Genomic DNA, 7,552 nt, shown 5'->3' on the forward strand with positions numbered 1-7,552 from the left:
CCGCCCCGGCCCCCCCCGCCCCCCCCCCCCCCCCCCCCGCCCCGCCCCCGCGCCCCCCCCCCCGCCCCCCCCCCCCCCCCCCCCCCCCCCCCCCCCCCCGCCCCCCCCCCACTACCCGGGCAATCCATCGACCATGGAACGGCAGAGACCTTTCCCGCGCAAACGGAATCGAAACACGCGCAAACCCAAGCAGCGCGACAATGTGCCGTTCGTGCTGCCACAGACTGAATACGTTGTAATTGCTCGCCCGAGTCGAGTTCCGCGGAACAAACCTGGCCTTTACCCGGTCAATCTTGTTGCGGCGCAGGACGGCTTTTTCGGACTGAGTCCTTACCATGCGTAATTCCTATCATTTGAAACCATCTGTCCAAGGTGTTGCTGCAATGACGGTTTCCGCCCAGTTCCAAATCGATTACCTGCAGTACCTGGATGCCGAAGGCAACCTGGTACGTGACGATCTCCCCGCCTCGCTGCGTGACCCACGCTCGCTGCTGCCGATGTTCAAGCAGATGCTGGCCACGCGAGTGTTCGACACCAAGGCCGTGGCGCTGCAGCGCACCGGCAAGCTCGGCACCTTTGCCTCCTGCCTGGGCCATGAAGCGGCCCACGTCGGCATCGGCGCGGCCATGAAGTCCGGCGACGTGTTCGCCCCCAGTTATCGCGAGTACGGCGCCATGTTCATGCGCGGCGTGCGCCCGCGTGACGTCCTGATGTACTGGGGCGGCGACGAGCGCGGCAGCGACTACGACCGCGACAGCGATGCGGTCCGCGACTTCCCGATCTGCGTACCGATCTCGACCCAGTGCCTGCATGCGGCCGGCTCGGCGCTGTCGTTCAAGCTGCGCAACATGCCGCAGGTTGCTGTCACCGTCTGCGGTGATGGCGGCAGCTCCAAGACCGACTTCTACGCTGCGGTGAACTCTGCCGGCGCCTACAAGCTGCCGCTGATCCTGTGCGTGGTGAACAACGGCTGGGCCATCTCGGTGCCGCGTTCGGCCCAGACCGGCGCCGAAACCCTGGCCCAGAAGGGTCTGGCTGGCGGCCTGTTCTGCCTGCAGGTGGACGGCAACGACCTGATCGCCGTATTGGCGGCGATGGAACAGGCACGCGAGCGTGCGCTGTCCGGCCAGGGCGGCACGGTGCTGGAATTCCTCACCTACCGCCTGTCCGACCACACCACCGCCGACGACGCCCGCCGCTACCGCGACGACGCCGAAGTGAAATCGGCCTGGTTGAAGGAACCGCTGATCCGCCTGCGCAAGTACCTCACCGCGCACGGCGTGTGGAGCGAAGAAGAAGAAAAGAACTGGATCGCCGAATGCGGCACCCGGGTGGATGAGGAGGTCAACGCCTACCTCAACTGCCCGGTGCAGCCGGTCGAGGCCATGTTCGACTATCTGTATGCCGATCCGCCGCCGGACCTGCTGGCGCAGCGTGCTGCCGCCATCGCACTGGAGCAGCGTCATGGATGACATCAAGCGCAATGCGCCTGTCACCTCGGCCAGCCACGATCACGGCGTCGCGCACAACGCGGCGAGCAACAGCGGAGACACCCCGATGACAGCTACCCCGATCACCCTCATCGAAGCCGTCACCCAGGCGCTTGCCTGGGAAATGGAACACGACCCCTCGGTGCTGGTGCTGGGCGAAGACGTGGGCGTCAACGGCGGCGTATTCCGCGCCACCGCCGGCCTGCAGCAGCAGTTCGGCTCGCAGCGCGTGCTCGACACCCCGCTGGATGAAACCACCATCGCCGGCCTCACCGTCGGCCTGGCCGCACAGGGCATGAAGCCGGTGGCCGAAGCGCAGTTCGATGGCTTCGTCTACCCGATGGTCGATCACCTGATCTGCCACGCCGCACGCCTGCGCAACCGTACCCGTGGCCGCCTGCATTGCCCGATGGTGTTGCGCGTGCCGTGGGGCGGTGGTATCCGCGCGCCGGAACACCACAGCGAAGCAAACGAAGCCATTTTCACCAATGTGCCGGGCATGCGCGTGGTGCTGCCGTCCAGCCCGCAGCGCGCCTATGGCCTGCTGCTGGCTGCGATCCGCGAGCCGGATCCGGTGATCTACATGGAGCCCAAGCGCATCTACCGCCAGTACAAGGAAGTGGTCGTCAATGACGGCGAAGCACTGCCGCTGGACGTGTGCTTCGTGCTGCGTGACGGCACCGACGTGACCCTGGTCACCTGGGGCGCACAGGTCAAGGAAGCACTGGAAGCGGCCGACAAGCTGGCCGGCGAAGGCATCAGTGCCGAAGTCATCGACGTGGCCACGCTGCGACCGCTGGACTTCGCCACCATCGCCGAATCGGTGGCCAAGACCGGGCGCTGCGTGATCGTCCAGGAAGCACCGAAGACCGCTGGCTTTGGCGCCGAAATCGCTGCCCGCCTGGCCGAAGAGTCGATCTACGACCTGCTGGCACCGGTCGAGCGCGTTGCCGGCTATGACACCCACATCCCGCTGTTCCGCCTGGAAATGAAGTACCTGCCCAGCGTTGAGCGGATTGTGACCGCCGCCAAGCGCGCGGTCGCGGCGGGCTGACATGCTGGCACGCTTGATTGGCAGCTACCGCAGCCAATACCGCAACCCCCTGCAGTTCCGTACCGGGCAGATTGTCGAGCTCGGTGTACGCGACGAAGAATGGCCTGCCTTCGCCTGGGTGAAAACCAGCGAAGGCAGCGCCGGCTGGGCGCCGGTGGCCTGGCTGCAGGTATTGGACAATGGCTGTGCCGAAGCGCTGCGTGACTACAGCGCACGCGAGCTGGACGTTGACCGCGGGGAGCAGGTAAGGCTGCATCACGAACATGGTGGCTGGTGGTGGTCCGAGCGCGCCGATGGCGCGCAGGGCTGGCTGCCGGCACGCGAACTTGAATTGCTGGAAGAGAAACGCACATGAGCCAGACCAAGAATTTCAATCTGCCCGACCTGGGCGAAGGCCTGCCGGACGCGACCATCGTTGAATGGTTCGTCAAGGAAGGCGACGTGATCAAGCTCGACGAGCCGCTGGTGGCAATGGAAACCGCCAAGGCCGTGGTCGAAGTGCCCTCCCCGTACTCCGGCAAGGTGCTGAAGCTGGCCGGCGGCGCCGGTGACATCGTGGTGACCGGCCACGTGCTGGCCAGTTTCGAACTCGACCCGAACCTGCCGCAGCGCGCTGAAGGCCAGGACACCGGCCATCACCACGGCGCGCCGGCCGAAGCAGCGCCTGCGCCGGTTGCCGCGCCGGCACCGGTTGCTGCCGCTGCCGCCGAGCGTGCCGATGAAGGCACCGTGGTCGGCGCGATGGTCAGCTCCAATGCCGTGCACACCGAGCAGGCCGTGGCCGTCGGTGGCGTAAAGGCCGTACCGGCCGTGCGTGCGATGGCCCGCAAGCTGGGCGTCGATCTGGCCCGCGTGCGTGCCACCGGCGCCGATGGCGCGGTGACGATGAATGATGTGAAGCAGGCGGCGGCGAACCCGTCCGCCCTGCTCCCCTCTTCCTCTGGAACAGTGGCAGTTGCATCGAGCTCCACTGCAGCTGCCGTACCCTCACCCCAACCCCTCTCCCAGGGGGAGAGGGGCTCAAGCGCTCGCACCCCGTTGTCTGCCGCTGGCAAGCCGATGCGTACCGCCCCTCCGGGTGTGGTCGCCAAGGGCCAGCCGGAACCGCTCAAGGGCGTGCGCCGCAATATGGCGCGGGTGATGGCCGATGCGCACAGCAAGGTCGTACCGACCACGCTCAGCGACGATGCCGACATCCATGCATGGGCACCGGGCAACGACATGACCTCGCGTCTGGTCCGCGCCATCGTCAGCGCCTGCCAGGCCGTGCCAGCAATGAATGCCTGGTTCGACGGTGACAACCTCACCCGCACCCTGCACGCGCAGGTCGATATCGGCATTGCCGTGGACACCGACGACGGTCTGTTCGTGCCGGCGCTGCGCAATGCCGACATGCTCGATGCGCGCGGCGTGCGCGAAGGCATCAACCGTCTGCGCCAGCAGGTCGAAGACCGCTCGATCGCACCGTCGGAGCTGAGCGGCTACACCATCAGCCTGTCCAACTTCGGCATGTTCGCCGGCCGCTACGCCACTCCTGTCGTTGTGCCGCCGTGCGTGGCCATCGTTGCCGCCGGCCGTGCCCGCTTCCAGGTCACCCCGGTGATGGGCGGCATTGAAACGCACAAGGTCATCCCGTTGTCGGTCACCTTCGATCACCGCGCCTGCACCGGCGGCGAAGCGGCGCGCTTCCTGCGCGTGCTGATCGACGATCTGGCCAAGATTCACTGATAGTTTCTTAGTGGCGTTATTTGAGGCCCGCAGCGATGCGGGCCTTTTTTTGGGCTTGGTGTTTGCTTGATGTTTGCCTTGGGTTTGCTTGCTAGAAGCTGCCCCTCACCCCAACCCCTCTCCCGCACGCGGGAGAGGGGCTCAGTGCACTACGAGCCGCAGCAATGCTAGCCCCTCTCCCGTTTACGGGAGAGGGGTTGGGGTGAGGGCAGCTCTTGCTCTTGATCTTGATCTTTCGCCCAATCCCCACCAGCCCAAAAACATCACCCACCTGTAACGCCAACCCACAACTCCAGCGCTACGATTGACCAACCCCACACGATCACCCAAAACCACCATGGGCACCTGGACCTGCAGCAGCTGCAAGGAAGTCAACGAAGACAACTTCGACCAGTGCTGGAAGTGCGGCACCCACGCCGATGGCGCACCACCGCCACGCGGCTATCAACCCGATGACCGGCGCAGCTGGACCCAACCGCCACGCCTGATCGACTGCCCGCGCTGCCCGGGTATGCGCATGGAATTCATCGGCCGCAAGCGCTTCCACGAAGGCTCGCAGGCCATGCCCTTCCTGCTTGGCGATATCGGCGAGTTGTTCGTCAACCGCGAAGAGTTCGACCTGCACGCCTGCCCGAACTGCGGCAAGGTGGAGTTGTTCCTGTCCAATCGCATACGCTGAACACCGCAACCATTGACGGCCTGCCGATGCGTTTCCAGCGCTGCCTGATCCTGCTGTTCGTGGCGATATACCTGCTGATGCTGCTCGGCGGCGCCGCGCTCAAACCCGGTTATTCCCCGCTATCGCAATACATCAGCGAACTCGGCGCGACCGGCAGCGCGCACGCCCGGCTGATCAGTCTGTTCGGCTTCATTCCCGTCGGCGTGCTGGCGGCGCTGCTGCTATTCGCATTCGCACGGACAGCGCCCGTCGCCGGCATCAGTCGATTCGGCTACTGGCTGCTGATGTTCGAGCCGCTGGCATGGATAGGTTCGGCCTTGGCGCCCTGCGATCTTGGCTGCCCGATCGATGGCAGTCTGTCGCAATCCCTGCACACGCTGCTCGGCGTGTTCACCTATTTCGGCACCGCACTGGGCCTGATGCTGCTTGCCACCTCACCTGCAATCCGCCCCACCACGCGCGTACTGTGGATTGCGTTGGCAGGATTCTGGCTGCTGCTGTTCGTGTTGATGGGGCTGGAACCATTGCACGCATGGCGCGGACTGCTGCAACGCCTGGCGGAGTGGAGTGTGTACAGCGTGTTGTGCATCAGTGCATGGCGATTGAGCGCTTCTGCAGCTACCGCCCGCAGCGCAATAACTCGGGTACCCGGTTAGCCGGTGTACGCTGGCCTCCTCTGTCACCGGAGCACCCGCATGAGCCACCGCAGCCGTCTGGCCGGTTTCATCATTGATTGCCAGGGCACCGACAGCGATGCCGCCGCCGCATTCTGGGCACCCGCACTGGGTCTGAAAGCCGAGCCCGGCTACACCGAGGACGATGGCGCGCAATATGCCGAACTGATCGGCGCGCCGGCCGAGCTGCACGTGGAAGTGCAGCGCGTCGATCACGCCCCACGCGTGCATCTGGATATCGAAGCCGACGATATCGATGCCGAAGCTGACCGGCTTGAAGCGCTGGGCGCACGCCGCATCGGCAAGGTCAAACGCTGGTGGGTGATGGAAGCACCTACGGGTCATCGCTTCTGCATCGTGCAGATGAAGCATCCGGAACGTGGCGCAACGCCCAATATCTGGAAGTAACGCAAGGTATTCACGACAACCGGCGTTGCGATGTGCTGGAATGCCGCCCCAACTTCAAAGAGTCAACAACATGGGTTTGATCACCGGAATGATCGTGGGTGCACTGGGCGGCTTGGCCCTGGTCAACATCCTGGCACTGATGGCGAAGAACAGCGGCAGACCGCATGACCTCACCACCTTCAGCTCCGATGAGAACGTGTTGGCCAAGGTTGATGCCTGGGCAAGCGAACATGGCTATCGCCTGGTCCGCGACATCGACGGTACCCGTGTCTATCGCAAGGGCAACAACATTCTGACCTCGCCGATGTATCTGGAAGTAAGTCAGGACGGCAACAAATACAGCGTCAAGAGCTATACCCAGATCAACGGCTTCATCCTTCGCGGTGACATGGCGCTGACCGGCGACACCTTCATCGCCAAACTGCCGCGCTCGATGGCGAAGAAGGCGCAGAACATCCTGTTCGCGTCCTTGAACGTGCCCGGCCTGCCCTGAGCACGGAACAGCGCGTTCGCTGCCTGCAACGCGCAACCCGGGGATAATGTGCGCTCTCCGCCCACCAGAAGCGCCGCAATGACCCCTTCTGTTTCGCTACAAAACGCATGCGTGCTGGTTGCCGGCGGCAGCCGCGGCATCGGCCTGGCCATCGCCCAGGCCTTTGCCCGCGAAGGCGCGAAAGTCAGCATCTGCGCGCGTGGTGCAGCAGCGCTGCAGCAGGCTGCCGAATCATTGCTGCGCGATGGCGCAGCTGCCGCGCACACGCAGCAATGTGATCTCGGTGATCCGGCGCAGATTCAAGCCTGGATCGATGCCGCTGCGGCCGAGTTGGGCGGCGTCGATATCCTCGTCAACAATGCCTCCGGCTATGGCAACGGCAATGACGATGCAAGCTGGCAGGCCGGTTTCGATATCGATCTGATGGCTGCGGTGCGCGCCAACCGCGCTGCCCTGCCCCATCTGCGCCTGAGCACGATGCCGGCCATCCTCAACATCAGCTCGATCAATGCATCGGTGCCGACGCCGCGCGCAGCGGCCTACTCCGCCGCCAAGGCCGCCTTGAATTACTACACCGTATCGCTGGCAACCGAGCTGGCGCGCGAGCGCATCCGGGTCAACGCTCTGGCACCGGGCTCGATCGAATTCCCCGGTGGGCTGTGGGAGCAGCGCCGCAGCAGCGCCCCCGAACTCTACGAGCAGATCCGCAACAAGATCCCGTTCGGTGGCTTCGGCAATGTCGAAGATGTGGCCAATACCGCCGTATTCCTGTGTTCGCCAACAGCGCGCTGGATCACCGGCCAGGTGCTGGCGGTGGATGGCGGGCAGTCGCTGCCGGCCTGACAGGGCTGTGGGACCTGCTTTTTGTAGGAGCGGGGGGGGGGGGGGGGGGGGGGGGGGGGGGGGGGGGGGGGGGCGGGGGGGGGGGGGGGGGGCGGGGGGGGGGCCGGGGGGGGGGGGGGGGGGGGGGGGCGGGGGGGGGGGGGGGGGGGGGGCGGGGGCGGGCGGGGGGGGGGGCGGGGCGGG

The 7,552-nt window shown here is 65.5% G+C and carries 9 protein-coding genes; all 9 read left to right on the forward strand.

Annotated elements, in window-relative coordinates; all coding sequences use genetic code 11:
* Positions 1 to 383: 383 nt before the first annotated feature.
* The 9 genes from pdhA (at position 384) to ACVOLZ_RS21860 (ending at position 7,369) form a co-directional block, all read left to right on the forward strand.
* Entirely contained in the window at positions 384 to 1,472 is a 1,089-nt protein-coding gene (pdhA, locus tag ACVOLZ_RS21820) for a pyruvate dehydrogenase (acetyl-transferring) E1 component subunit alpha (RefSeq protein ID WP_481517954.1), read from the forward strand.
* Positions 1,465 to 2,544 (forward strand): alpha-ketoacid dehydrogenase subunit beta, encoded by a 1,080-nt coding sequence (locus tag ACVOLZ_RS21825; protein WP_481517955.1) that lies wholly within the window; start codon positions 1,465 to 1,467, stop codon positions 2,542 to 2,544. Before pdhA ends, ACVOLZ_RS21825 begins: the two co-directional genes overlap by 8 nt.
* A gap of 1 nt (position 2,545) precedes the next feature.
* Positions 2,546 to 2,899: an SH3 domain-containing protein gene (locus ACVOLZ_RS21830; RefSeq protein ID WP_481517956.1), complete on the forward strand. Its 354-nt coding sequence runs from the start codon at positions 2,546 to 2,548 to the stop codon at positions 2,897 to 2,899.
* Positions 2,896 to 4,272 carry a dihydrolipoamide acetyltransferase family protein gene (locus ACVOLZ_RS21835; RefSeq protein ID WP_481517957.1) on the forward strand — a complete coding sequence of 459 codons (1,377 nt, stop codon included), beginning with the start codon at positions 2,896 to 2,898 and terminating at the stop codon, positions 4,270 to 4,272. Before ACVOLZ_RS21830 ends, ACVOLZ_RS21835 begins: the two co-directional genes overlap by 4 nt.
* A 337-nt stretch (positions 4,273 to 4,609) precedes the next feature.
* Positions 4,610 to 4,951 (forward strand): hypothetical protein, encoded by a 342-nt coding sequence (locus ACVOLZ_RS21840; protein ID WP_481517958.1) that lies wholly within the window; start codon positions 4,610 to 4,612, stop codon positions 4,949 to 4,951.
* A gap of 26 nt (positions 4,952 to 4,977) precedes the next feature.
* Complete coding sequence (locus tag ACVOLZ_RS21845; protein WP_481517959.1) at positions 4,978 to 5,607, forward strand: DUF998 domain-containing protein; 630 nt, start codon at positions 4,978 to 4,980, stop codon at positions 5,605 to 5,607.
* Between the two features lie 39 nt (positions 5,608 to 5,646).
* A complete protein-coding gene (locus ACVOLZ_RS21850; protein WP_481517960.1) occupies positions 5,647 to 6,033 on the forward strand; it encodes a VOC family protein in 387 nt (128 codons plus the stop codon).
* 70 nt (positions 6,034 to 6,103) lie between these two features.
* The gene (locus ACVOLZ_RS21855) at positions 6,104 to 6,526 is read left to right on the forward strand and encodes a hypothetical protein (RefSeq protein WP_481517961.1); all 423 of its coding nucleotides are present in this window, start codon (positions 6,104 to 6,106) and stop codon (positions 6,524 to 6,526) included.
* 78 nt (positions 6,527 to 6,604) lie between these two features.
* Positions 6,605 to 7,369 (forward strand): SDR family NAD(P)-dependent oxidoreductase, encoded by a 765-nt coding sequence (locus tag ACVOLZ_RS21860; protein WP_481517962.1) that lies wholly within the window; start codon positions 6,605 to 6,607, stop codon positions 7,367 to 7,369.
* Positions 7,370 to 7,552 lie beyond the last annotated feature (183 nt).

It is taken from the genome of Stenotrophomonas sp. STEN020, from assembly GCF_056760195.1.

Coding starts and splice junctions, on each gene's coding strand:
- pdhA (WP_481517954.1), top strand. CDS start 384: ATGACGGTTTCCGCCCAGTTCCAAATCGATTACCTGCAGTACCTGGAT.
- ACVOLZ_RS21825 (WP_481517955.1), top strand. CDS start 1,465: ATGGATGACATCAAGCGCAATGCGCCTGTCACCTCGGCCAGCCACGAT.
- ACVOLZ_RS21830 (WP_481517956.1), top strand. CDS start 2,546: ATGCTGGCACGCTTGATTGGCAGCTACCGCAGCCAATACCGCAACCCC.
- ACVOLZ_RS21835 (WP_481517957.1), top strand. CDS start 2,896: ATGAGCCAGACCAAGAATTTCAATCTGCCCGACCTGGGCGAAGGCCTG.
- ACVOLZ_RS21840 (WP_481517958.1), top strand. CDS start 4,610: ATGGGCACCTGGACCTGCAGCAGCTGCAAGGAAGTCAACGAAGACAAC.
- ACVOLZ_RS21845 (WP_481517959.1), top strand. CDS start 4,978: ATGCGTTTCCAGCGCTGCCTGATCCTGCTGTTCGTGGCGATATACCTG.
- ACVOLZ_RS21850 (WP_481517960.1), top strand. CDS start 5,647: ATGAGCCACCGCAGCCGTCTGGCCGGTTTCATCATTGATTGCCAGGGC.
- ACVOLZ_RS21855 (WP_481517961.1), top strand. CDS start 6,104: ATGGGTTTGATCACCGGAATGATCGTGGGTGCACTGGGCGGCTTGGCC.
- ACVOLZ_RS21860 (WP_481517962.1), top strand. CDS start 6,605: ATGACCCCTTCTGTTTCGCTACAAAACGCATGCGTGCTGGTTGCCGGC.